This window comes from Mannheimia sp. ZY171111 (assembly GCF_017750945.1).
GTDB lineage: Bacteria > Pseudomonadota > Gammaproteobacteria > Enterobacterales > Pasteurellaceae > Mannheimia > Mannheimia pernigra.
In genome coordinates this window covers 1445663-1466826 of sequence record NZ_CP046532.1, presented here as the reverse complement: position 1 = coordinate 1466826, position 21164 = coordinate 1445663, and the positions used below count along the sequence as shown (strand labels likewise).

Sequence of the window (21164 nt, the reverse complement as noted above, 5' to 3'; positions counted from 1 at the left end):
GGTGGCTTTGCTAAAGCCCCCTAGAAGGGGGCAATTAAAATTCGAATTCATAGAACCCAAATTTTTATATATCTGATAAACGAAGTTGTTTATCTTCTAATTCGTGCTTTTCCTGATATTTCACATACTTCCTTATCATTTCTGCATTGACACCTACGGTGTCTACGCAATAACCTCTTGCCCAAAAGTAGTTACCCCACAATTTATGCCTACGTAATGAGTTTTTTATTCAGGCAAAGCCTTTTAAGGCGATGACCACCTTCATAGAAGGTGGTTTTTAGTTAGCAATAAAATTAGTAGCAATTTTGATTAAACCAGTTAGTTAATTGGTTTAATTTTGCAATATTCTGGTTGTATTGATTCACTTCATATTGAGAATATTGATTAAGCGAACTATGATTTAAATCATTTTCTAACCATTCAGCTTCATTATAAATTTTGACACACTGCTCCATTAACTCATCACTAATTATAGGTACATAGCCACTTGTTGAGGATGTTGGTGGAGTTTTATAAGGTTGCGATAGTGCAGAGCTAGAAACAAGTAACAGGCTTAAGACAAAATTAATTTTTTTCATTATTATCTTTCTCTGGAAAAATAAAGGAAGCCAATACACCAACAGTTAATGTTCCTAACACAATCAATAAACTGGTATTTGGAGAGATATGAATACCTGTATCACCGAATGCATGATTCCAAGATTGAATCCCCATCTTGATACCAATAAAGAAAAGTAAAGCGATAACAGCTTTTTCAAGATGAACCAGATATTTAGTCAGTGCTGCTAAAATAAAGTAGAGGCTACGTAATCCTAGAATGGCAAAAATCATAGCAGCATAAACGAGTAATGGTTCTTGGGTAACTGCAATGACGGCAGGAACAGAATCAAAAGCAAATGCAACATCTGAGGTTTCAATTGCCATAAGGCAGAGGAATGCTGGTGTAGCATAGCGAATCCCTTTACGAGTGACTAAGGCTAAATTTTCTGCACCCAATTCATGATGTTTAACAAAGAAACGTTCTCCAAACAATTTGGGATAAACACGCATTGTTTTCCCGATAAAGCGGACACTCCAATGATTAGAATAGTCTTCAATCTCCTCCTCTGACTCATTGTTACTATTGAGCATTTTATATCCACTCCAAATAACAAAAGCAGCAAAAATGAAACCAACATAAGGACTGGCTGTAAATAGGCTTGCTCCAATTACCACAAATATTGCACGAAAAACCAATGCTCCTATAATTCCCCAGTAAAGAATACGGTGTTGCAATTTGCCAGTGATTCCAAATGATGCAAAAATAGCAACAAAAACCATTAAATTATCAATTGATAGACTTTTCTCTAGCACATAACCAGCAAGATAAAGATCAGCGGATTCCTTATTAAATCTCGCCCACAAATAACCATAAAAAGCTACAGCTAGCCCAATCCAAAATAGAGACCAAAGCGAAGCATCTTTAAGCGTAATCTCTTTAGTATTGCGATGAGCAAACAAATCAATGTACACCGAAAAGGCAATAACCCCCAAAAAGACAAGGATTGTTTCGACAGGAAAGCCAAAATTAGCCATAATATAATTCCCTTAAAATTCAAGCATAGCTTGATAAATAAACAAACAAAAACTAGAATCAGTGTAGTTTTTTTCGTTTTACTTAACCACCTAAAAAAGATGGGTAAAATTACACTTTTTATAAGTAAAATTCTCCAAATAGTAGGTATTTATGGAATACAATAAAAAAATTAGGGTATTAAGAGAGATTAGGCAATGGTCTCAGGAAGATATGGCAGAAAAATTGAATATGTCAGTAAATGGTTATGCAAAGATTGAACGGGGAGAAACGAAATTAACACTCAATAAATTAGAACAGATTGCCAATATATTTAATATGGATGCTTTGGAATTTATGCAAAATGCAAATAATGGTGTCTATTTTATGATGAATGAGGTTGTAGATAATAATACAATATATTATGGAACTAACGAAATCTCAGCTATTGAAATTGAGAAGCTAAAATTATCGCTACAATTAAAAGATAATATTATTTTCCATAGTGAGGAGCTTTTAAAAAGTAGAGATCTTTTATTAGAACAGAAACAGAGGGAGATTGATTCATTGAAAGAGATTATTGCATTGTTGAAAGAAAAATAAATGCCTCTTTTAGGAAAGATAATAGGTCAGTTTTGCTGATATTTTGCTAAAAACTGACCGTCTATTGCTTGGTTTAGCTACTTTATAAAATTTTTAATTCAAATAATCTTCTAAATTAATCACCTTATCGCACGATTTCTCAATTAAATACGGATCGTGGCTAACTAAAATTAAGCTACAATTTCTTGCCCTGCATTGGCTTATCAATAATTCAATGGTTTCTTGCTGCGTGATCGGGTCAAGTCGAGAAGTGACTTCATCGGCAAATAGTAACACTGGGTCAAGTAATAAAGCACGCAAAATTGCTACTCGTTGTAGCTCACCACCGGATACATTTTCCGCATTGCGTTGTAAAATTTCTGGGCTTAGAGAAAGTTGTGCCAATAAATTTGGAATTAGTTTGCGATCTAATTTATGTTTATTGATCACATCATCAAGCAAGGTTTGTAGGCTCACATTCGGGGCGAAAGCCTCGGGTGGATCTTGGTAGAGCTTTAATACCTGGTGCTTTTTGTGGCTTTGACTGTGCCATTTTACCTCGCCCGATTTTGGTTTTAGCAAACCACATAACACATCGGCAAGGGAGCTTTTTCCAATACCACTATGCCCCACCATACCTAGCACTTCGCCTTTGTGTAAATCAAAAGAGAGATTGCTAAACAAGGTTTTCTTGCCTCGAGCAACACTCAGATTTTTAACCGAGACAAGCGGTTGTTTTTGGCTCAAATTTTGCAAATCTTGAAATGGTTGCCAATGTTTTGGATCAGCGGCAATTAAGGCTTGGGTATAAGGGTGTTGTGGATTGCTTAATAGAGCTTTTGCCTCGCCTTGTTCCAACAGCTCGCCTTTTTTCATTACCAGTATGTAGCCACTGAGTTGTTCGGCAACTTCAATATCGTGGGTAATGGTTAATAAGCCACCACCATTTTGGTAAGCGGATTTTAACAGTTCAATCACTTTGCCTTTGCTAATTGGATCAAGCCCTTTGGTCGGTTCATCTGCCAGTAAAATTTTTCCACCCGCAGCAGTTGCAATTGCAAAAGAGGCACGTTGAGCCATTCCGCCCGAAAGTTGGTGAGGGTAGCTTTCAACCGATTCACCTAAACCGAGTTTGGCCAAATAGGCTTGGCTCTCCGTTTTCGCTTGAGGCGAAGATTTTCCAGCCACATAGTGAAAGCTTTCCCACAACTGCTTGCCGATTTCCATAATAGGGTTTAGCGAGCGACGAGGTTCTTGTGGCAGCATTACTAAGGTTTTGCCCCACATTTTTTCAATCTCAGATTGTTGGTTAAAATCAATTTTGCAAGTTTCAACAAAAAATTGACCGCTTGCAATAAGCTCTTCAGGTAAAGCACCCATAATGGCTTGAATTAACAGGCTTTTGCCCGACCCAGTTTCGCCTAAAATGGTAATATTTTTGCCTTGTTGCAGTGAAAGTGAAATAGGTTGAACCAGCGTTATACCTTCTTTGGTCTGTACGCTTACATTTTGAATTTCTAGTAACATTATTTCACTCTCCCTGATAATAATTGTAGGCTAAGCACCATCAAAAATACGGCAACTACTGGCTGTAAAAAGATCAGTGGTGCTTCGTAGTAATAAGGGAATAATTCCGTCATCATTAAGCCAAGCTCCGCTGTAGGTGGGCGTAACCCTACACTCACAAAGCCAAGTGTAGCTAGAGCCAAAATCGCGTTGCCGAGTGAAAATGCAGATAATGTGGCGATCATTGGCAGTAAACGAGGTAATAAATGGCGTTTGAAGCTATAAAGCCAGCCCATTCCCATTAAGCGTGAGGCTTGAATTTCCGAACTGTTTGCCATTGTTGAGCTAATGGAACGGATCACACGGAAAAATTCTACCCACATTACCAATGAAATCCCTAAGTAGAGCGTCCAGAACGAACCTGGAGAGAGTGCGGCAAACAGTAACACCAGTAATAAGCCCGGTAGTGCCATCACTAAATCACACATAAAGCTAAAAATGCGATCAATCCAACCACCGAAAAAGCCAGCCATAACGCCAGTCAATAAGCCTGCAATTAAGGCACAACATACGCTAAATAGTGATAAGCCAAAAGAGAGGCGAATTGCAGATGACAGGCGAGCAAGCATATCTCTGCCAAGATGATCGGTGCCGAACCACGCCAACGCATTCGGGGTAGAAAGCGTATTGGTTAGATCCTGAAAGCTGATATCCATTGGATAAAAATAAGGTTGTAGAAATGCAAACCCTAGCATCACCACTAAGATCGTAGCACCTAAATATTGTGAAGTTGAAATTTTCATCTTGATGTCCTATCGCTTAATTCGTGGATCAATCCAAGCACTTAGTAGATCAGCGAGGGTGTTTAGTACAACAAATAATCCGCCCATTACTAAGGCTGTACCCTGAATCATTGGTACATCACGGGCAATAATGGCGTGGACTAATGCGTGTCCGCTACCTGGCCAGGCAAATAAACTTTCTACCACCACAACGCCTTCAATTAAATAGACAAGCTGGACTGCGTGATAGGCAATAACTGGGACGGCAATGTTTGGTAAACCGTGTCGGATAAAGGTTTTCCAAAGACTTAGCCCCTTTAATTGCGAGAATTGGTAGAACTCAGCATTTTTTACTTGCACCATTGCAGTACGGGTAACTCGCACCGAAACTGCACTTAAACCAATCGCAAGAGTGAACGCTGGCAAGATAAAATGTTGCCAACTGCCATACCCACCCGCAGGTAGCCATTTTAGCTGAGCTGAAAAGAGCGTAATTAAGCCAATGGCGATGATAAAGATTGGCAAAGAACGCAATAGTGTGCTCAATACTAATGTCAAGCGGTCAAAAAAATGGTTTGGTTTGCCAGCGGCAAGTAAGCCCAGTGGTGGACCAATAAGGATTGCCAAGATTAATGCTACAATCGCAAGGCTTAATGTATGACCGAATTGGTGCTGAATTTCAGCCCAGACTGGATCGCCTGTTACCAATGATTTACCTAAGTTAAACTGCAACAAATCGCCTAGCCAACTGAAATAGCTTTGCCACCAAGGTTGATCTAATGCTAGCTCGGCACGTACGGCTTCAGCTGCCATACTATCGGCTTGATCGTAACCATAGCGGCTGGCAGCAATACGGTATGCCATATCGCCTGAAAGCTGGCGGGTAAGGATAAAGGTCAATGTGCCAACCGACCAAATAACTAATATTAATTGGGTAAAGCGGCGGAGTAGGATGTGAATCACGTCTAGTTCATTCCAAATGTCGTAGGCGGGTTTAGCGGCCGCCTATAAGTAACCAAATCGGGGCTCAGCCCCATCTCTATAATTATTGAGATAATTTCTCTAAATAAAATCGTCTTTCAAACGGATCTAGTGTTAGGCCACGAATGCTTTGATGCCCTACAACGGTTTGCTGATCATATACAATCGGAATAATCGGCAATTCATCGTGAATAATTTGGCTGACTTGTTGTTTTAATTGCTTAGCTTTTTCAGGATCGTTTTCCGTTTCAAGCTTTTTCAAGGCTTGATCTAAGTTTTCATTACGCCAATTCATTACTCCCCAATCACTACCGCCATTCGCAAAGTCTTGTACCATTAAAGCAAAAGGATCGAGCGTTTTAGCGTAGTTGAAAGCATAAAGTGCCATCTCTAACGTACCATTTTGATGACCTAGCGGGATTTCACTAAAGTTACCTACTGAAACATTGACATCAACTCCAATTTTTTTCCATTCTGCTTGTAAAATAGTGGCGATAATCGGTAATTCAGGACGATCAGAATAGGTTTTTAAGGTAAATGTAAATGGTTTGTCGTCTTTCGTTAATTGACCTTCTGCATTATATTGATAACCAGAAGCGGTCAAATTTTCTTTAATTTTTGCAATCGTTTCTTCGTGGCTCAAATGAGATTCTGTAGTATTAACTCGCCATTCTGAGAAGGCTTTTGGCAAGATCTGATCTGCCATACCATCTTGAATTTTTAAGATCTGCTCGGCAATTGCTTTGCGGTTAATTGCTTGTGATAAGGCTTGACGAATGGCTAAATCATTAAAAAATGGCTTTGCAATGTCCATTTTTAGCTGAGTAGTACGTGCAATCGATGTATTAATCAATTGTAAATTCGGATCGGCTTTTAAACGAGCCACACTGGCTTTATCTAAATTGAAAACTAATGCAGTTTTATCGCTTTGTGCCATTAAGGTTCGGGTTTCACTACGACTGCTGGCTAAATAATTGGCTTGCTGAAGTTGTGGCTTGTTGCCCCAATATTCGTCAAAACGAAGGGTTTCTAATTTTTGTGGTGCTTCGATTTTAGTCGCTTTGAATGCACCTGTACCGATAACTTGTGCCACATTCCCTTTTTCGTCAAAACTCTCTTCTGCTAAAATCAACGTGGTGTAGTGCGTTAAGAAAGATGGGAAGGGTACAAACGATTTGGTTAATTCAAATTGAATTTGATTGCTATTTAATGCTTTAATCTCTTTAATAAAAGCTTTTTGCAGGATGCTTGGCTTTGAAAGTGCAATTTTTAATGATTTTTCGACCGCTTGTGCAGTTAAAGGCTGACCGTTGTGGAATTTCGCTTCACGTAAAGTAAATGTCCAAACACTTGAATCTTCATTAGCCATCCATTTTGTGGCTAAACCTTCTGATAACTGACCTTCAAGATTTGCTTCAACTAAAGTTTCCGCAATATTCATTCGCTGGAAAATCACACCTGATTGGTTTAAATCTAAGCTGTTTAATTCCCAAGGAGCCACTACCGTTACAAGCGGTAATATTTCTGGATTTTTTTGCAACTGTTCATTTTGAGCAGTAGGTTTTTCTACATTTGTTTGTGTATTATTTTTTTCATCACAAGCAGCAACACTGAAGGCAGCTACTGTTAATGGAATTAACCATTTTTTCACTTTATATTTCTCCATAAAAAAATTGTAGTTTTAGTTAACAACGGCACTTTAGCATATTTCCATAAAAAGTATAATTATGTGTAGTTGGTTGTTTAATAGGCAAAAATAATTATTTCTTATTGCGGTGATGGCACTATTTTTATACCAAAGTGGTTGGCTACTTTCCGTTCTTCGCTTTGTAAAAACGGTAAAGAATTTACCCTCTTATTATTGATAACCATTGTTGAACTACCGCCACCATCAAGATTAATTGCTTTAGTTAGTTCAAGTTTGTGAGCGACTTCTGCGAGCTCATCTAATGTCACGCCACTAAAGGAGAATTGTCTTCCTTCTACCACAACCAGATAGAGCCAATTTTTCTGTTCATTTAAGCCGATAAGAGTGCGAGGGTGTTTATCGTAAAAAATGCTCTGAGCACAGCCGACTTTATCTGTGTCTGCACATTCAAATTTTTTGCTTTTCGCGTTGTACCAATGCCAGCCACTAATTGCTACTTGCCATTTGGGGTTGGTTGAGGTCACTTTATTTTTTTCCTCAATCATACATTGATTTTCTTTATCACAAGCAAATATAACCCGATTTTGCACATCATTATATTTTGACCAGCGTTTGCCCTGACTAATAACTAGGCTAATCGGGGTATAATCTTTCCAGTAAAAGTTGGCATTGATCGCAACGTTAGTTTGATATTTTTGTGCAAACTGAGAAACGGTGGATTGGTTATCGCTTTGTTGAGAACCAATCAGACTGATATTTTTGCAATTTAGATCAACACGGGTAATGTGAAACGGGGATTGGTTTGAATAATCAATACATTGGTCTGTAGCGTGGGCAAAGCTAGTTAGAAAGAGCGATAATAAAATAAAATATCTTTTCACAGGCAAATTTAAGTGTTTTGAATACATCAAATAAGCAGTCGGTTTGCAAAATTTTCTGCAAAATCGACCGCTTGTGTTAAAAGGCTAATGTTCTCTTGTTTTAAAGAAGCTTACATCAGGGTAACGTTCTTGTGCAAGGTTTAGGTTTACCATCGTTGGGGCAATGTAAGTGAGGTTATCACCGCCATCAAGGGCTAGATTTACCTCGTTTTTGCGTTTAAATTCTTCGAGTTTTTTTGCATCGTTACACTCTACCCAACGAGCAGTTGCTACATTCACGGTTTCGTAAATAGCTTCTACGTTATATTCTGATTTAAGACGTGAAACCACGACATCAAACTGTAGCACACCTACCGCACCCACAATTAAATCATTATTAATAAGTGGGCGGAAAACCTGCACCGCACCTTCTTCTGAAAGTTGAACTAAACCTTTTAATAGCTGCTTCTGTTTTAGCGGATCTTTCAAACGAATGCGGCGGAACAGTTCTGGTGCAAAGTTTGGAATGCCTGTAAATTTCAAGTTTTCGCCTTGCGTGAACGTATCGCCAATTTGAATTGTGCCGTGATTATGTAAGCCGATAATATCGCCTGCGTAAGCTTCTTCAGCGTGAGTACGATCGCCAGCCATAAAGGTTAAGGCATCAGAAATTACCACGTCTTTGCCGATGCGGACGTGTTTTAACTTCATTCCTTTTTCATATTTGCCTGAAACCACACGCATAAAAGCAACACGGTCTCGGTGTTTAGGATCCATATTCGCTTGGATTTTAAACACGAAACCGCTGAATTTTTCTTCGCTGGCTTCAACGGTGCGAATGTCTGACTCACGAACTTGCGGAGCCGGAGCCCATTCGGTTAAACCATCTAAGAAATGGTTTACGCCAAAGTTACCTAACGCCGTTCCGAAGAACACTGGGGTTAATTCACCTTTGATGAAGGCATCGTGATCAAATTCGTGCGAAGCACCTTGCACCAATTCCAACTCATCACGTAGTTGTTGCGCTAAATCATCACCAACCGCTTGATCTAACTCTGGGTTATCAAGCCCTTTAATAATACGCACTTCTTGAATGGTATGCCCTTGCCCAGTTTGGTAAAGATAAGTTTCATTGTTATAGATATGATAAACTCCTTTGAATAATTTGCCACAGCCAATGGGCCAAGTGATAGGCGCACATTTAATTTTTAATACGCTTTCCACTTCGTCTAATAATTCCATTGGATCACGAATATCGCGGTCGAGCTTGTTCATAAAGGTCAAAATTGGCGTATCACGCAGTCGGGTCACTTCCATCAATTTAATCGTACGTTCTTCAACCCCTTTTGCTGAGTCGATAACCATTAAGCAGCTATCCACCGCTGTTAAAGTGCGATAAGTATCTTCCGAGAAGTCTTCATGCCCTGGGGTATCTAAAAGATTGACTAAGCATTCGTTGTAAGGGAACTGCATCACAGAGGTGGTAATAGAGATACCACGTTGCTTCTCCATTTCCATCCAGTCCGATTTTGCGTGTTGTGCGGAACCTTTACCTTTTACCGAGCCTGCGGTTTGGATCGCATTTCCGTAAAGCAACACCTTTTCGGTGATAGTTGTTTTACCTGCATCGGGGTGAGAGATAATCGCAAAGGTGCGACGTTTATTAACTTCTTGTGGATATGACATAATGTTCTCGTGTATAGGTTAAAACGTAGGGGCGAATTATTATTCGCCCCCCAATCATAATTTGGACTGGTTTTCCATTAAATTAAATATTGGAATATCAAATAGCTACCAGCTTTCTCTGCGGATTGCATCTATCTGACAATTACCTGTTTTACATTCACGTAGGCGATCACGTAAGTATTCGGTGCGTAATTTATTAACTTGATAGTTACAATCTACCTCAATATTTCCATTAGTTTCGCAACGATTATCTCTATATTTGATCCAGTTACGTTGTGTAGTGGTTAAACTTTTTGATATTTCACTTTTTAAATAGGTTTTTAGCTCTTTATAAACTTGATTCAGCTCATTGTCTGATTCTACAAATAACTTAGCAACGCAATAGGTACGATCGTAAGATGTAGTAAATTTTTCACAGGATTCTTCAGCAAAAACCTGGTTTGTTATAAAAAGTGATACTATTCCCAATAGTAACTTTTTCATATTATTCTCCTCAAAAAGCAATTATAGTAATTATGAACATATTTAAATTGACGGGAATATCGCCAGAAAATTAAGCTTATTTTCGCCGATTTGGGACAACAGGGCAAGCGGTTAAATTTTGAGAGAACTTTGCAAATTCGCATTTGCAAAAATTTTGTAAAAATCGACCGCTTGCTATGGAACAACTCAGGAAACGAAGTACAATACCAAACTTTGACTTTATTTTTCGACGAATCTTTTTATGAAAAAACTTATCCCTCTTATCATTACCGCATTAGTATTGAGTGCTTGCTCTTCACAACCAGCAAAGAAACCAAGTCCTCGTATTAAAGCGAAACCTGCTTATATCCCTGCTGAAAATTCAGCTTATGTAGTGTTTGATTTAAAACAGAAAAAGTTTTTAGAAGGTAGAAATGTGAATTTAGTTCTGCCGATTGCTTCGGTGACTAAGTTGATGACGGCGGTTGTATTTTTAGAAGAAAATCGTTATGGAGAAAATTGTCAAACGCAAATTTTGCCTTCAGATGCTGATTTTATTAAAGGCACAACCAGCCCGTTACCGAAGAATACCAACATTGCCTGTAGCGAATTATTAAAAGCGATGTTAGTGCGCTCGGATAACTATGCTGCGCATTCTCTTGCTCATGCAACACACTTAAATAAAGCTCAATTTTTAGCTCGAATGAACAGTAAAGCAAAAGAAATCGGTATGACTCAAACCTACTTTGGCGATAGCTCTGGTTTATCTTCTTATAATGTTTCAACGGTGGTTGATTTAGCAAAACTTGCAGGTTATGCCGCGAGTAAGCTTGAAATTCAGCAACTTTCTAATTCTCCATTGGTAAGTGTTTATGCAGGTGGTCGATATTTTTCAATGAAAAACACCAACAGTATGGTTCGCACCCAATCTTATCAAGCGTTAGTAAGTAAAACAGGTTATACCCGAGAGGCGGGTTATAATCTTGCTTTTATTGCAAAAGGAGATTGTAAAGGTAAACAAATTGGGGTAGTAAGCTTGCATAACAATAATGCAACATCTCGTGCTTATTTTACTGAAGCGATGCTAGCAAAATACCAATGTGTGGCAAATCCATATAGGCAATATGATTAATGGCAAGCTAAATACTTGTCTTGAGAAAACCTCCGTTTTTATCTACAATGTTGCCCTTTAATTAAATGAATTGAGACAAGATAGTGTCAGAAATTAAACTAATTGTTGGTCTTGCAAACCCTGGAACAAAGTACGAAGACACTCGTCATAATGCAGGTGAGTGGCTTATTAATGAACTTGCTCGAATGTATAATGTAAGCCTAAAAGAAGAAGCCAAATATTTTGGCAAAGTGGCTAAAATTAATACCGCTCAAGGAGAAGTGCGTTTATTAATACCAAGTACGTTTATGAATTTAAGTGGAAAAGCGGTTGGTGCACTAGCCAATTTTTATCGTATTAAGCCAGAAGAGATTTTAGTTGCTCACGATGAACTTGATTTGCCGCCTGGTTCCGTTAAGTTGAAAAAAGATGGCGGACACGGTGGGCATAACGGCTTGAAAGACATTATTGCGGCACTGGGTAATAACAAAGCGTTTTACCGTGTGCGAATCGGCATTGGACACCCTGGGCATAAAGAGTTAGTTGCGGCGTATGTATTAGGTAAGCCTGCTCCACAAGAAAAAGCATTAATTAATGCAGCAGTTGATGAGGCGGCACGTTGTACTGAAATTTTATTGCAAGACGGAATAGTTAAAGCAATGAACCGTTTAAATGCGTTTAAAGTGTAACAGAACAAGCGGCAAATTATTATTCGCTCTACAAGCGGTTAAATTTGCATAATTTTTTGCAAAATTGAATTGAAATAAGGAAACAAAAATGGGATTTAAATGTGGTATTGTGGGTTTACCTAATGTTGGTAAATCAACCCTTTTTAACGCATTAACAAAAGCGGGTATTGAAGCGGCAAACTATCCGTTTTGTACCATTGAGCCAAACACGGGTGTGGTGCCAATGCCAGACCCTCGTTTAGATGCGTTAGCGGAAATTGTTAAACCTGAGCGTGTATTACCCACTACAATGGAATTTGTGGATATTGCAGGCTTAGTCGCAGGTGCAAGTAAAGGGGAGGGTTTGGGTAACAAATTCTTAGCCAACATTCGTGAAACCGATGCAATTGGCCACGTTGTACGCTGTTTTGAAAACGATGACATCGTTCACGTTGCAGGTAAAATTGACCCTGCAGATGATATTGAAATCATCAATACCGAGTTGGCATTGGCAGATTTAGACAGTTGCGAGCGTGCTATTCAGCGTTTACAAAAACGTGCTAAAGGTGGCGACAAAGAGGCGAAATTTGAATTATCAATTATGGAGAAAATTTTACCTGTGCTTGAAAATGCGGGAATGATTCGCTCTGTTGATTTAGATAAAGATGAGCTGCACGCCATCAAAGGTTATAATTTCTTAACGTTAAAACCGACGATGTATATCGCAAATGTAAATGAAGATGGTTTTGAAAATAACCCATATCTTGACCGTGTGCGTGAAATCGCAGAAAAAGAAGGGGCAGTGGTTGTGCCAGTGTGTGCGGCAATTGAGTCTGAAATTGCAGAACTGGATGATGAAGAAAAAGTTGAGTTTTTACAAGATTTAGGGATTGAAGAACCGGGTTTAAATCGTGTCATACGAGCGGGCTATCGCTTGCTTAATTTACAAACCTATTTTACTGCTGGGGTAAAAGAAGTGCGAGCGTGGACTGTTTCAGTCGGTGCAACTGCACCAAAAGCTGCAGCAGTTATCCACACTGACTTTGAAAAAGGTTTTATTCGTGCTGAAGTCATTGCTTATCAAGACTATATCGATCACAAAGGCGAAGCAGGGGCAAAAGAAGCTGGTAAATGGCGTTTGGAAGGGAAAGAGTATATCGTTCAAGACGGCGATGTAATGCATTTTCGTTTCAATGTGTAAAATTTCTGATAAAAAAGACCGCTTGCAAGCGGTCTTTTTTTGTTAATTAATTGCGTATTGAATGGTTACAACCAAGCGAACTTTTTTGTCGATGGTTGAAGTATCATAACCACCGCCATAATCATCGCTATCTTCAGTATTTGGGCGGCTTGATTTAATATCAAACGAACCTTGTGAGGCAGAGCGTAATAAGCCGACTTTCACATTACTGGTTTTGGCAAATTCTTCCGCTCGCACGTAGGCATCTTGGGTGGCTTTGGCAATTAAATCACGTTTGATTTCTTCCAAATTCTCTAAATAATAATCGGGCTGGCTAAAATTAATGGCTTCGTTTTCAGCCCGTAAGAATTGGATTTTTGATAATCCGTTTTGTAATTTGGCTAGGTCTTTGGTTGAAAGCACAATAGAACGTGTTGCGTTATAACCATTTTGACGAGAACGATCTTTACCAAACTCATCTACATAGTACTCTGTTCTCTCATTCACGGAAAGCTCGGTAATTTCACGTTCTGTATCCAAAAAACCTTGTTCTTTTAAAAACTTAACGGCTTGATTTAAGTTTTGCTGATTAGCTTTCATTGCATCGTTATAAGTTAAGCCCCAACCGAAAATAGATACCTGCCAAGTACCTAGTGTCGCTTTATGTTCAGCTTCTGCAAGCCCTTTTACGGCAATCACACCTGTTTGTTGTAAATTTTTAAATTGATGTCCAAGAATAAAGGCGGCAGCCATCAAACCTACGGCTAAAATAACACCAAAAATGGCAAGATAGCGGTTATTAGAAGTTAAAGACATAATGTTTCCTTGAAAAGTAAAGTAATTACGAAAGATTATACTTTATTGAATTGAAAAATAAACTCCAAATGAATAACTTTTGAGTGTTGTTTATAAAAATTAGGCTTTTTTTTAATCATACGCACCTTAAAAATTTGAATTATATCACAAATTTACAACAAGCCAGTTACATTACTTTTTCTAATGTGTAGAATGCACACTCAAACCAGTTGGTCATATTTTATAATCATAAAAAGAGGTGTTCTATGGCTCTATTCCTGAGCGTTTTTCCAATAGTTTTACTCATTTATTTAATGGTAAAACGCAATGCGTTACCGTCTTATGTAGCGCTTCCACTAACAGCGTTATTCATTTTTATCCTTCAACTTACTTATTTTGGTAACGATACGACCCTCATCTTTGCAAACATCATTGCAGGTTTAGGTGATGTATTAACGCCAATTACCGTTATTTTCGGTGCGATTTTATTTAATCGGTTTTCTGAGGTTTCAGGTGCAACCAACATATTGCGTAAATGGTTAGGAGCGATTAACCCAAATCCAGTTGCACAGCTCATGATCATTGGTTGGGCATTTGCCTTTATGATTGAAGGGGCATCAGGTTTTGGTACGCCAGCTGCTATCGCTGCACCAATCTTAGTAGGTTTAGGTTTTAAGCCATTACAAGTGGCGATGTTAGCACTTGTGATGAACTCTGTACCCGTTTCATTTGGTGCAGTAGGCACGCCAACGTGGTTCGGAATGGGACCATTATTAAAAGATGGTTTATTAAATGATGGACAAGTACTTGAAATAGGTGCTATTACCGCATTAATTCACTCAATTGCGGCATTCATTATTCCAATTATGGCATTGCGTTTAATTGTAAGCTGGAAAGAAATTCGTCAGAATATTGTGTTTATTTACATTAGTATTCTAGCTTGTGTTGTGCCTTACTTTATTATTGCTCAATTTAACTATGAGTTCCCTTCATTAGTTGCAGGTGCAATTGGTCTATTGGTTTCTGTATTTGTAGCAAATGCAGGTATTGGTTTAGCGAAAACTGAGAATAATCTTGCAGGCGAAAAAGCAACTTTTGGCGAAGTAGCGAAAGCGTTATTACCAACAGGTTTGTTAATTTTTATCTTAGTAATTACACGCGTCCAACAACTTCCATTTAAAGCCTGGTTAAATGATGCAACGACTTGGATTTCAGGCTCGTTAGGTTTTGCTAATGTTGAGATCAGCCAAGGTTTGATTTTTGCTCTAAAAAATATCTTATCTACTAATGTAGCAACCAGCTATAAATTACTTTATGTACCAGCTTTAATTCCATTTGTTATCACGGTATTAATCTGTTTACCGATTTTCTCTGTCTCAGGTAAAAATACTAAAGATATTTTCGGTACATCATTTAGCCAAGTGAAGAAACCATTCTTAGCACTTTTAGGTGCAATTATTATGGTAAAATTAATGTTAATTGGCGGTTCAGAGTCAATGGTGCAAGTTATCGGCAGAAGTTTTGCAGAATTTACAGGCCAATCTTGGACATTATTTGCTTCTTTCTTAGGTGCAATTGGTGCGTTTTTCTCAGGTTCTAATACAGTATCTAACCTAACCTTCGGTACTGTACAATATGCAACAGCACAGCAAGTTGGTTTGTCTGTAACGTTAATCCTTGCATTGCAATCTGTAGGTGGTGCTATGGGTAATATGGTATGTATCAACAATATCGTTGCGGTATGTTCTGTAACAGGTATTGAGAAACAAGAAGGTAATATTATTAAGAAAACAGTAATACCAATGTTTGTGTATGGTGTAATAGCTGCTATTGCTGCATTATTTATCGTGCCAATTTTTTATAATGTATAAGTAAATATCAACATTTAATTAAGAAAGGAAGTGGTGAGTTTTTGTAAATTTTTGCAAATTCCCCTTCCTTTCTCTTTCTTAAATGGAGTCATTTGAATTTAATTCTTATTTTTATTCTGGGAGTTCCCCTATGGACGTTAATTTTTACGTTACCTGCATTGCAGATGTAATGAAAGCGGGTGTTGCAAAAAACACCGTACTTTTATTGGAAAAATTAGGTTGTAAGATCACTTTCTTAGAAAAACAAGGTTGCTGCGGTCAGCCAGCAATTAACAGTGGATATACCAAACAAGCTTTACTAGGTATGAAAAATTTAGTTGAAACTTTTGAAGCAAATGATTACCCGATTGTTGCTCCTGCTGGTTCTTGTGTCTATGCAATTAAAAATTATCCTGAATATTTTGAACGTTTTGGTGAGGTTGAATGGATTGCTCGTGCGAAAAAGATAGCAGATCGCTTTTACGATTTAACCGATTTTATTGTAAATAAATTAGGCGTTAAAGATGTTGGTGCTTACTTACCAGGTAAAGCGGTTTATCATCCGTCTTGTAGCTTATTTCGTAAATTGGGCATTAAAGATGAGCCGATTACCTTATTACAAAATGTAAAAGGTTTGGAACTATTACCCATTAAAAACCAAGAAACCTGCTGCGGTTTCGGTGGCACTTTCTCAGTCAAAATGGCGGAAATTTCGGGTGAAATGGTAAAAGAAAAAGTAGCGAATATTGATACTGATGAGCCAGATTATTTAATTGGTGCAGATGTAAGTTGTTTGATGAACATTGGTGGTCGATTAAGCCGTGAAGGTAAAGAGATTAAAGTGATGCACATTGCTGAAGTGTTAATGCAGGGGGCAAAATAAAATGTCTTATTTACAAACTAACACCCTACCTTTTAAGCAACGAGTTGAACAACAAGTTAATAATCAAGTCGTTCGTAAAGCGTTAGTAAAAGCACAAGAAACGATAGGTGCTAACCGTCAGCGTATGGTCGATGAGTTAGGTAACTGGGAAGAATGGCGTGATGATGCGAAGGCGATTCGTAACCACGTTTTAGCTAATCTTGATGCTTACCTTTACCAATTAAGTGAAAAAGTCACCCAAAACGGTGGACACGTTTTCTTTGCGGAAACGGCAGAAGAAGCGACAGATTACATAAAAAAAGTGGCGAAAGCGAAAAATGCGAAGAAAATCGTTAAGTCGAAATCGATGGTAACCGAGGAAATCGGTATGAACCACGTGTTAGAGGCAGAAGGCATTAACGTGGTAGAAACCGATTTAGGTGAATATTTGCTACAAATTGTAGGCGATAAGCCCTCTCATATTGTTGTACCTGCGATTCACAAAGATCGCTACAGAATTCGCCAAGAAATGCACGATGTGCTAGGTTATGATGGGTCTGAAACCCCAGAAGAGATGACCGCATTCGTTCGTCAAAAAATCCGTGAGGATTTTTTAGAAGCAGATATTGGTATCTCAGGTTGTAATTTTGCGGTACCAGAAACGGGGTCTGTTTGCTTAGTTACAAACGAAGGTAACCTACGTATGGCAACGACTGTGCCAAAAACGCACATTGCAGTAATGGGGATGGAGCGTATTGCTCCTACATTTAAGGAAGTCGATGTGTTAATCACTATGCTTGCTCGTAGTGCAGTAGGGGCAAAATTAACGGCATATAACACTTGGCTAACAGGCCCTCGTCTTGAAGGCGAAACAGATGGTCCTGAAGATTTTCATTTAGTGATTGTAGATAACGGTCGTTCTAAAATTTTAGAAAGTGAATTCCAAGAAGTATTACGTTGTATCCGCTGTGGTGCTTGTTTGAACACTTGCCCTGCTTATCGACAAATTGGTGGACACGGTTATGGTTCAATCTATCCTGGTCCGATTGGTGCGGTAATTTCCCCATTATTAGGTGGCTACGAAGAGTTTAAAGAGCTTCCATATACGTGCTCACTTTGTACTGCTTGTAATAGTGTATGTCCGGTCAAAATTCCACTTGCTCAACTTATCTTAAAACACCGTGAGAAAATTGTGGATGCAGGCTTAACGCCGATGACAGAACGCCTCTCTATTTTTGGTTTCAACTTTGCTAACTCACACCCAACACTTTGGAAAGTTGGTGTAAAAGTGGGGGCTAAAGTGGCCAGTAAACTCATTAAAAACGGAAAAGCACCTGTGAATTTTGGTGCATTAGGTGAATGGACAAAAGCACGTGATTTACCTGAATCTGAGGGTGAGAGCTTCCGTGATTGGTTTAATAACAGAGGATAAGAAAATGGATTTACAAAATCGTGAAAATTTCTTAAATAAATTGGCACAACGTATGGGCAAAGCACGCCAGAATGTGCCTGATCCAATGCCTGTGTTGGAAAATAACCACGCTATTACACGTTTAACCGATCTTGTTCAACCACAACTTTGCCAAGAGTTTATTGACTTTGCTCGAGTAATGATGGCAGATGTTATAGAGACGAAAGAAGCCGATGTAGCTCAATCGATCATCGAGATCTGCGAAAAATATGGAGGTACGAGCGTGATCATTAATAACGATCAACGCTTAAAAGATCTCGGCATTACTGAGGCAATTCAAGCGAAATACGAAGACAGCTATGTGTGGGATTTTAACCAATCAGAAACTAACTTTGAGAAAGCCAAAAATGCAAATATCGGTGTGGTTTACGGCGAATACGGCTTGGCAGAATCGGGGGGTATTGTGATTTTCTCAGATAAAGAGTTTGGACGTTCAGTGAGTTTACTCCCTGAGAAATCGGTGGTGGTATTACGCAAAAGCACGGTATTACCTCGAGTCGCACAGCTTGCCCAAATCCTGCACGAAAAAGCGCAACGAGGCGAAAGAATGCCATCTTGTGTGAATATCATTTCAGGCCCATCAGCCACCGCAGATATTGAGTTGATTAAAGTCGTTGGCGTACACGGTCCCGTCAATAAAATTTACCTCGTAATTGACGATCTGTAATTTGCAGAAAAAATCTAAAAAATAACCGCTTGTTGATCTGCCCCCAAAAGTTAGGCACCAAACCGACTGATTAAGGTGCAGATTTTTTATGGGTAAAGATTATGCTATCGAATTTGTCTACTCTGCCTAAAATCCTTTTAAACATCATCTTATGTTCATCTGTTAATCGCTGATGTGGTGCTAATTTTGCTTTTATCTGTCTAAAAAACACTCAACCAAGTTGATTTTATGAGCAATAGTTAACGCAGGATATTTTTGATACCTAAATAGATGTTTTAAACGCCAATAGCACTCCGTAATCGCTTATGTTTATTTAACTATTGAGATAAGGCTAGAGTCAGTTTCTTGTGTTTGAAGTTTAGTCTTAAAGGACAAAATTAATGGTCAAAGCCTCATTAAAGCCTTATATTACAAGGTTTTAACCTACTTTGTAGATTCAATTTGTCCACTATCCCGATTTTTTAAAGACCAAGCCCTGCGAAATACAGTGCTCAGTCTTTATAATAAACCCTTTTGAGTTCAGTTCAAATTTCAGCCTCTTGTTTCATTATATTAGTACAGCACTCGTGCTCGAATTGTACCTTCGATGGCTTTTAAGCGTTGTAAGGCCTCATCTACGTTATCACATTCTACATCAATGACAACATAACCAATTGTAGGATCTGTTTGTAAATATTGTGCAGCAATGTTCACATTTGACTCCACAAAAATTTGGTTGATTCGGTTTAAAACACCTGGGCGATTTTCGTGAATATGCAACAAACGTTTTGCTTGGTTGTGAATAGGTAATGAAACTTCAGGGAAATTTACTGCAGATAAGGTTGAACCATTATCTGAATATTTCACAAATTTATTCGCTACTTCTGTACCGATATTCGCCTGAGCTTCCGAAGTGGAGCCTCCAATATGCGGAGTTAAGATCACGTTATCAAACTGACATAATGGAGAGACAAACGGCTCACTAATTGAAGCAGGTTCTTCAGGGAAAACATCAAGTGCGGCACCACGCAATGATCCATCTTCAATACGAGAGGCTAATGCATCTAAATCAACCACTGTGCCACGCGCAGCATTAATTAATACAGATCCTTTTTTCATTTGACCGATACGTTCTGCATTCATTAAATTTTTAGTCGATGCCATTTCAGGCACATGGATGGAAATAATATCACAGCTTGAAAGTAAACCTTCCAAGGTTGGTACTTGTTGAGCATTACCCAGTGGTAATTTATTTTCCACATCGTAGAAATAGACCTTCATTCCTATCGCTTCGGCAAGCACACTTAATTGAGAACCAATATGACCGTAGCCCACAATGCCTAATTTTTTGCCACGAACTTCATTTGAGCCAGTGGCAGATTTATTCCATACACCACGGTGAACTTCTGCATTAGCTGTGGGAATTTGACGCATTAATAAAATCATTTCCCCTAACACTAATTCTGCCACCGAACGTGTATTTGAGAATGGTGCGTTAAATACGGGAATACCTCGTTTTTTCGCAGCCACTAAATCTACTTGGTTAGTGCCAATACAGAAGCAACCCACTGCAATTAATTTTTGAGCTTGAGCAAGCACCTCTTCTGTTAAAAACGTACGTGAGCGAATACCAACAAAGTGTGCATCTTTGATTGCCTCAATGAGCTCTTGGCCCTCTAATGCCTTCTTGTGCACTTCAATATTAGTATAACCTGCTGCCAAAAGTACATCGATTGCATTTTGATGTACGCCTTCAAGCAGAAGAAATTTGATCTTTGATTTATCCAAAGAAACTTTAGCCATATCTTGCTCCTAGTATTATGTGTTTGCGATAATAAATTATTCTAATATAACGGCACCTTCAGGCGTGCCAACAATCGTTACGTTAGCATAACGTTGTGCGAAAATGCCGTTTGTTACCACACCTGCAATATTATTGATGGTATGCTCCATTTTTAATGGTTCTATAATGTTGAAATTATGCACATCTAAAATGACGTTACCATTATCAGTGACAACCCCTTCTCGATATTCAGGCGAACCGCCCAATTTTACTAACTGACGAGCCACATAAGAACGCGCCATCGGAATCACTTCTACAGGCAACGGGAAGGTGGTACCTAAAACATCCACTTGTTTTGAGCTATCAACAATACAGATAAATTTTTTAGCCAAAGAACTTACAATTTTTTCACGAGTTAGAGCCGCACCGCCACCTTTAATCATTGCCCCTTGAGGAGTAATTTCATCAGCACCGTCAATATAAACATCGAGTTCGCTCACTTCATTGGCACTAAAAACTTCAATGCCAATATCACGCAAACGCTCTTCAGACGCTTTTGATGCAGCAACTGCCCCTTTAATTTCATCTTTCATTGAAGCTAATGCCTCAATGAAATAATTGACTGTTGATCCGCTTCCCACACCCACAATAGTATTGGGTTTTACAAATTTTAATGCCGCTTGTGCTGCAATTTTTTTCATTTCTTGCTGATCCATTTTCTGCTCCTTTTAAGCAACAA

General features: G+C 38.7%; 20 protein-coding genes and 1 pseudogene. 8 read left to right on the top strand and 13 right to left on the bottom strand.

Annotated features, from left to right (window positions below):
- Positions 1-64: 64 nt before the first annotated feature.
- From GM698_RS07065 to GM698_RS07055, 3 genes and pseudogenes are all read right to left on the bottom strand, one after another.
- Positions 65-211, bottom strand: a pseudogene (locus GM698_RS07065) (transposase); the annotation flags it as partial.
- A gap of 82 nt (positions 212-293) precedes the next feature.
- The gene (locus GM698_RS07060; RefSeq protein ID WP_209289166.1) at positions 294-578 is read right to left on the bottom strand and encodes a hypothetical protein; all 285 of its coding nucleotides are present in this window, start codon (positions 576-578) and stop codon (positions 294-296) included.
- Entirely contained in the window at positions 565-1575 is a 1011-nt protein-coding gene (locus GM698_RS07055; RefSeq protein ID WP_209289165.1) for a TerC/Alx family metal homeostasis membrane protein, read from the bottom strand. Before GM698_RS07055 ends, GM698_RS07060 begins: the two co-directional genes overlap by 14 nt.
- Before the next feature lie 151 nt (positions 1576-1726).
- Here GM698_RS07055 and GM698_RS07050 point away from each other — a divergent pair, with 151 nt between their 5' ends.
- Positions 1727-2155 carry a helix-turn-helix transcriptional regulator gene (locus GM698_RS07050; protein WP_176807368.1) on the top strand — a complete coding sequence of 143 codons (429 nt, stop codon included), beginning with the start codon at positions 1727-1729 and terminating at the stop codon, positions 2153-2155.
- A gap of 93 nt (positions 2156-2248) precedes the next feature.
- Here GM698_RS07050 and GM698_RS07045 read toward each other — a convergent pair whose 3' ends face one another.
- The 7 genes from GM698_RS07045 to GM698_RS07015 form a co-directional block, all read right to left on the bottom strand.
- A complete protein-coding gene (locus tag GM698_RS07045) occupies positions 2249-3664 on the bottom strand; it encodes an ABC transporter ATP-binding protein (RefSeq protein ID WP_176812809.1) in 1416 nt (471 codons plus the stop codon).
- Entirely contained in the window at positions 3661-4443 is a 783-nt protein-coding gene (locus tag GM698_RS07040; protein ID WP_176807369.1) for an ABC transporter permease, read from the bottom strand. Before GM698_RS07040 ends, GM698_RS07045 begins: the two co-directional genes overlap by 4 nt.
- A gap of 9 nt (positions 4444-4452) precedes the next feature.
- Positions 4453-5382, bottom strand: coding sequence for an ABC transporter permease (locus tag GM698_RS07035; protein WP_371739921.1), 930 nt, complete (start codon positions 5380-5382; stop codon positions 4453-4455).
- Positions 5383-5467: 85 nt separating this feature from the next.
- On the bottom strand, positions 5468-7054 hold the full coding sequence (locus GM698_RS07030; RefSeq protein WP_245189254.1) for an ABC transporter substrate-binding protein: 1587 nt from the start codon (positions 7052-7054) through the stop codon (positions 5468-5470).
- A gap of 116 nt (positions 7055-7170) precedes the next feature.
- The gene (locus tag GM698_RS07025; protein WP_245189293.1) at positions 7171-7959 is read right to left on the bottom strand and encodes a phosphodiester glycosidase family protein; all 789 of its coding nucleotides are present in this window, start codon (positions 7957-7959) and stop codon (positions 7171-7173) included.
- Between the two features lie 57 nt (positions 7960-8016).
- Entirely contained in the window at positions 8017-9597 is a 1581-nt protein-coding gene (prfC, locus tag GM698_RS07020) for a peptide chain release factor 3 (protein ID WP_176807372.1), read from the bottom strand.
- Positions 9598-9702: 105 nt separating this feature from the next.
- Positions 9703-10080 carry a lysozyme inhibitor LprI family protein gene (locus GM698_RS07015; RefSeq protein ID WP_176807373.1) on the bottom strand — a complete coding sequence of 126 codons (378 nt, stop codon included), beginning with the start codon at positions 10078-10080 and terminating at the stop codon, positions 9703-9705.
- A gap of 241 nt (positions 10081-10321) precedes the next feature.
- Here GM698_RS07015 and GM698_RS07010 point away from each other — a divergent pair, with 241 nt between their 5' ends.
- The 3 genes from GM698_RS07010 to ychF all read left to right on the top strand — a co-directional run bounded on the left by GM698_RS07010 (position 10322) and on the right by ychF (position 13039).
- The gene (locus GM698_RS07010; RefSeq protein WP_176807374.1) at positions 10322-11191 is read left to right on the top strand and encodes a D-alanyl-D-alanine carboxypeptidase family protein; all 870 of its coding nucleotides are present in this window, start codon (positions 10322-10324) and stop codon (positions 11189-11191) included.
- A gap of 83 nt (positions 11192-11274) precedes the next feature.
- The gene (gene pth, locus GM698_RS07005; protein WP_176807375.1) at positions 11275-11859 is read left to right on the top strand and encodes an aminoacyl-tRNA hydrolase; all 585 of its coding nucleotides are present in this window, start codon (positions 11275-11277) and stop codon (positions 11857-11859) included.
- A gap of 88 nt (positions 11860-11947) precedes the next feature.
- Positions 11948-13039, top strand: coding sequence for a redox-regulated ATPase YchF (gene ychF / locus GM698_RS07000; RefSeq protein WP_159628527.1), 1092 nt, complete (start codon positions 11948-11950; stop codon positions 13037-13039).
- A 42-nt stretch (positions 13040-13081) separates the two neighbouring features.
- Here ychF and GM698_RS06995 read toward each other — a convergent pair whose 3' ends face one another.
- Positions 13082-13834, bottom strand: a complete 753-nt coding sequence (locus GM698_RS06995) for an SIMPL domain-containing protein (RefSeq protein ID WP_209289162.1) — start codon at positions 13832-13834, stop codon at positions 13082-13084.
- 245 nt (positions 13835-14079) lie between these two features.
- On the opposite strand from GM698_RS06995, the gene GM698_RS06990 reads away from it, so the two are divergent.
- The 4 genes from GM698_RS06990 to GM698_RS06975 all read left to right on the top strand — a co-directional run bounded on the left by GM698_RS06990 (position 14080) and on the right by GM698_RS06975 (position 18663).
- On the top strand, positions 14080-15684 hold the full coding sequence (locus tag GM698_RS06990) for an L-lactate permease (RefSeq protein WP_176807377.1): 1605 nt from the start codon (positions 14080-14082) through the stop codon (positions 15682-15684).
- 130 nt (positions 15685-15814) lie between these two features.
- Positions 15815-16546 (top strand): (Fe-S)-binding protein, encoded by a 732-nt coding sequence (locus tag GM698_RS06985; RefSeq protein WP_159628530.1) that lies wholly within the window; start codon positions 15815-15817, stop codon positions 16544-16546.
- Position 16547: 1 nt separating this feature from the next.
- Complete coding sequence (locus GM698_RS06980) at positions 16548-17957, top strand: LutB/LldF family L-lactate oxidation iron-sulfur protein (RefSeq protein WP_176807378.1); 1410 nt, start codon at positions 16548-16550, stop codon at positions 17955-17957.
- 4 nt (positions 17958-17961) lie between these two features.
- Positions 17962-18663, top strand: a complete 702-nt coding sequence (locus tag GM698_RS06975; protein ID WP_159628532.1) for a lactate utilization protein C — start codon at positions 17962-17964, stop codon at positions 18661-18663.
- A 552-nt stretch (positions 18664-19215) separates the two neighbouring features.
- On the opposite strand, the gene serA is transcribed toward GM698_RS06975, so the two are convergent.
- Together serA and rpiA are read right to left on the bottom strand one after the other, a co-directional pair.
- A complete protein-coding gene (gene serA / locus GM698_RS06970; RefSeq protein ID WP_209289161.1) occupies positions 19216-20445 on the bottom strand; it encodes a phosphoglycerate dehydrogenase in 1230 nt (409 codons plus the stop codon).
- 36 nt (positions 20446-20481) lie between these two features.
- Positions 20482-21141, bottom strand: coding sequence for a ribose-5-phosphate isomerase RpiA (rpiA, locus tag GM698_RS06965; protein WP_176807379.1), 660 nt, complete (start codon positions 21139-21141; stop codon positions 20482-20484).
- Positions 21142-21164: the final 23 nt, after the last annotated feature.

Coding starts and splice junctions, on each gene's coding strand:
- GM698_RS07060 (WP_209289166.1), bottom strand. CDS start 578: ATGAAAAAAATTAATTTTGTCTTAAGCCTGTTACTTGTTTCTAGCTCT.
- GM698_RS07055 (WP_209289165.1), bottom strand. CDS start 1,575: ATGGCTAATTTTGGCTTTCCTGTCGAAACAATCCTTGTCTTTTTGGGG.
- GM698_RS07050 (WP_176807368.1), top strand. CDS start 1,727: ATGGAATACAATAAAAAAATTAGGGTATTAAGAGAGATTAGGCAATGG.
- GM698_RS07040 (WP_176807369.1), bottom strand. CDS start 4,443: ATGAAAATTTCAACTTCACAATATTTAGGTGCTACGATCTTAGTGGTG.
- GM698_RS07025 (WP_245189293.1), bottom strand. CDS start 7,959: ATGTATTCAAAACACTTAAATTTGCCTGTGAAAAGATATTTTATTTTA.
- prfC (WP_176807372.1), bottom strand. CDS start 9,597: ATGTCATATCCACAAGAAGTTAATAAACGTCGCACCTTTGCGATTATC.
- GM698_RS07015 (WP_176807373.1), bottom strand. CDS start 10,080: ATGAAAAAGTTACTATTGGGAATAGTATCACTTTTTATAACAAACCAG.
- GM698_RS07010 (WP_176807374.1), top strand. CDS start 10,322: ATGAAAAAACTTATCCCTCTTATCATTACCGCATTAGTATTGAGTGCT.
- ychF (WP_159628527.1), top strand. CDS start 11,948: ATGGGATTTAAATGTGGTATTGTGGGTTTACCTAATGTTGGTAAATCA.
- GM698_RS06995 (WP_209289162.1), bottom strand. CDS start 13,834: ATGTCTTTAACTTCTAATAACCGCTATCTTGCCATTTTTGGTGTTATT.
- GM698_RS06990 (WP_176807377.1), top strand. CDS start 14,080: ATGGCTCTATTCCTGAGCGTTTTTCCAATAGTTTTACTCATTTATTTA.
- GM698_RS06985 (WP_159628530.1), top strand. CDS start 15,815: ATGGACGTTAATTTTTACGTTACCTGCATTGCAGATGTAATGAAAGCG.
- GM698_RS06980 (WP_176807378.1), top strand. CDS start 16,548: ATGTCTTATTTACAAACTAACACCCTACCTTTTAAGCAACGAGTTGAA.
- GM698_RS06975 (WP_159628532.1), top strand. CDS start 17,962: ATGGATTTACAAAATCGTGAAAATTTCTTAAATAAATTGGCACAACGT.
- serA (WP_209289161.1), bottom strand. CDS start 20,445: ATGGCTAAAGTTTCTTTGGATAAATCAAAGATCAAATTTCTTCTGCTT.
- rpiA (WP_176807379.1), bottom strand. CDS start 21,141: ATGGATCAGCAAGAAATGAAAAAAATTGCAGCACAAGCGGCATTAAAA.